This is a genomic window from Aldersonia kunmingensis (genome assembly GCF_001646865.1).
GTDB lineage: Bacteria > Actinomycetota > Actinomycetes > Mycobacteriales > Mycobacteriaceae > Aldersonia > Aldersonia kunmingensis.
Genome location: NZ_LRRB01000047.1, coordinates 1 through 3,189, shown reverse-complemented (window position 1 = coordinate 3,189; position 3,189 = coordinate 1). Strand labels below are relative to the sequence as shown.

Genomic DNA, 3,189 nt, shown 5'->3' with positions numbered 1-3,189 from the left:
CGGGGGAGAGGTCTGTCCTCTTCGTCGACACGTTGGATGTCTCCGCGTATTCGGATGCGCCGTTGACGGATGCGGATCGGGTGGCGCCGTTGCGGCCGGCCAATGCCGCGTATGTCATTTACACCTCGGGTTCGACGGGTCGCCCGAAGGGTGTTGCGGTGGCGCATCGTTCGGTGGTCAACCAGATCGGTTGGGTGGCCGGCGAGTACGGTGTTGATGCGTCCGATGTGGTGTTGTGGAAGACCCCGACGACGTTCGATGTGTCGGTGTGGGAGTTGTTCACGGTCACTGGTCTGGGTGGTCGCCTGGTGATCGCGGCGCCGGATGGTCATCGTGATCCGGCGTATTTGGTGCGGGTGATCGAGGAGCAGTCGGTAACGCTGACCTCGTTCGTGCCGTCGATGCTGTCGGTGTTCGTCAGCGGTTTCGGATCCGGCAGTTGCGCTTCATTGCGCGCGGTGTTCGTCGCCGGTGAGGCCTTGCCGGCGGAGACGGTGTCGCAGTTCCGGGCGCGAAACGGCGCCGAGATTCACAACCTTTACGGGCCAACCGAATTCACCGTGCACGCCACGGCAGCGCCGGCACCGGACATCCTCGGTGCGTTCGTGCCGATCGGTGCGCCCGTGTTCAATTCGCGGGCGTATGTGCTGGATGCCCGGCTGCGTCCGGTCGCGCCGGGTGTGGCCGGCGAGCTGTACATGGCGGGTGTGCAGGTGGCCCGCGGCTACTTCGGTCGCCCGGACCTGTCGGCGGAGCGGTTCGTCGCCGACCCGTTCGACCCGGCGGGTGGCCGCCTCTACCGCACTGGCGACCTGGTGCGCTGGACGCTCGACGCATCCGGTGCCGGTGTCATCGAGTACCTCGGTCGTACCGACTTCCAGGTGAAGCTGCGCGGCCAGCGCATCGAACTCGGCGAGATCGAGGCCGCGTTGCTCGCGCTCGACGATGTCGATCAGTCGGTTGCCCTCGTGCGCGCGGATGATCTCGGTGACCGTTTGATCGCCTATGTCGTACCCGCGGTCGCCGGTGCCGCGCTGGATCCGGAGAGCGTGCGGTCCGCGGTGGCGGGTGTGCTGCCGTCCTACATGGTGCCCGAGCGCGTCATGGTGATGGATGCCTTCCCGCTCAACGTATCCGGCAAGTTGGACCGTAAGGCCCTGCCCGTGCCGGTGTTCGAGGCCGCGGTGTTCCGTGCCCCGACCACTCCGATCGAGCAGACCGTGGCGTCCGTGATCGCTGAGGTGCTCGGGTACGGGGCAAGAGAAGCGACGGGGGAGGAGCCGCGGCGCGTCGGTTTGGACGACGACTTCTTTGCTCTCGGTGGCAACAGCCTGTTGGCGACGCAGGTGGTCTCGCGCCTTGGCGCGGCGCTCGATGCCACGGTGCCCGTTCGGGTGATGTTCGAGGCGCCGACGGTTGAACGCCTCGCAGTTGCGGTGGAATCAAACACCGGGACAACGCGTATCGCGTTGGTGGCGGGTCCGCGGCCGGAGCGTGTGCCGTTGTCGATGGCGCAGTCGCGGATGTGGTTCCTGAACCGGTTGGATCCGGAGTCCGCGTCCTACAACATTCCCATGGCGATCAGGCTCTCGGGCGCGTTGGATGTAGCGGCGTTGGCTGCCGCGGTTGCCGATGTGGTTGCGCGGCACGAGTCGCTGCGGACCATCTACCCCGAGATCGACGGGATTGGCTACCAGCAGGTGCTGCCGGTGACCGAGTCCGGGGCCCTGCTGTCACCCGTGCCGGTGCCGGTGGGCGAGTCCGAGGTCTTCGCGGAGGTGGCCGGGTTCGTGGGTCGCGGGTTCGATGTGACGGTCGAGGCCCCGGTGCGGGCGCGACTGTTCCGGGTTACCAACGTGATCGACGAGTACGTGCTGGTTGTGGTGGTGCATCACATCGCCGGTGATGGTTTCTCGGTGGGCCCGATGTCGCGGGATGTGATGGTGGCCTACGAGTCCCGCACCCGCGGGGAGGTGCCGGGGTGGTCGCCGCTGCCGGTGCAATACGCGGATTACACGTTGTGGCAGCGTGAGGTACTTGGCTCGGAGGACGATCCCGAGTCGCTGATCTCTGGTCAGCTCGGGTACTGGCGTGAGCAATTGGCGGGTGTGCCCGACGAGTTGGGTCTGCCGTTGGATCGCCAGCGGCCGATCGTGGCGTCCGGCCGGGGTGCGAGTGTCGAGTTCGAGGTATCGGCCGACGTGCATGCCGCGCTGTTGTCGCTGGCTCGCGCGCATGACGCGACGTTGTTCATGGTGGTCCATGCGGCGCTCGCGGCGCTGCTCGCACGGTTGTCCGGAACCAAGGACATCGCGGTCGGTACCCCGATCGCAGGGCGCGGTGAACGTGAGCTCGACGATCTGATCGGCATGTTCGTCAATACCCTGGTGCTGCGCACCGGTGTCGATGGTGGCGAGTCGGTCACGGATTTGCTTGCGGCCGTTCGGGAAACGGACCTCGCGGCGTTCGGGCACGCGGATGTGCCGTTCGAGCGGCTGGTGGAGGTCCTGGACCCGGCCCGGTCGCAGGCACGGCATCCGTTGTTCCAGGTGATGTTGGCGTTCCAGAACTTCGGGCAGCTCGACCTCGCGTTGCCGGGGCTGACCGTTTCCGGGCTCGATGCCGGGGAAACGGCGGTGTCGAAGTTCGATCTGTCGGTGACAGTCGGCGAACTCGACGCCGCGGCGGGGACGCCGTCCGGCTTGGTCGGCACTGTCGTGTACGCGGTCGATCTGTTCGATGAGGCCACGGTCGCCGGTTTCGCGCGGCGCCTGGTGCGGGTGCTGGAGGCGTTGGTCGCGGATGCGGCTGTGCCGGTGGGTGATATCTCGATCCTCGATGCAGGTGAGCAGGCCGCGTTGCTCGCAGGGTCGGCGGGCACCGCTCGTGTGGTGGATGAGGCATTGCTGCTCGACGGGTTCGAGCGGGCTGTTGCGGCGACGCCGGATGCGACCGCGGTCGTGTTCGAGGGCGAGTCGTTCACCTACGCCGAGTTCTCGGCGCGCGTGAATCGCCTTGCACGGCATTTGGTTTCGCTGGGCGTTGGTCCGGAGTCCCGGGTTGCGGTGGCGATGCGCCGCGGCACTGAACTGTTGACGGGCATTTATGCGGTGCTGGCTGCTGGTGGTGCTTATGTGCCGGTGGATCCGGATCATCCGGCCGAGCGGATCCGGTATGTGCTCGACTCGG

At 66.8% G+C, this 3,189-nt stretch carries 1 protein-coding gene; it reads left to right on the top strand.

Annotated features, from left to right (window positions below; translation table 11 throughout):
- On the top strand, nucleotides 1-3,189 hold a 3,189-nt coding region (locus A8G08_RS03765), incomplete at both ends, for a non-ribosomal peptide synthetase (RefSeq protein WP_157108391.1).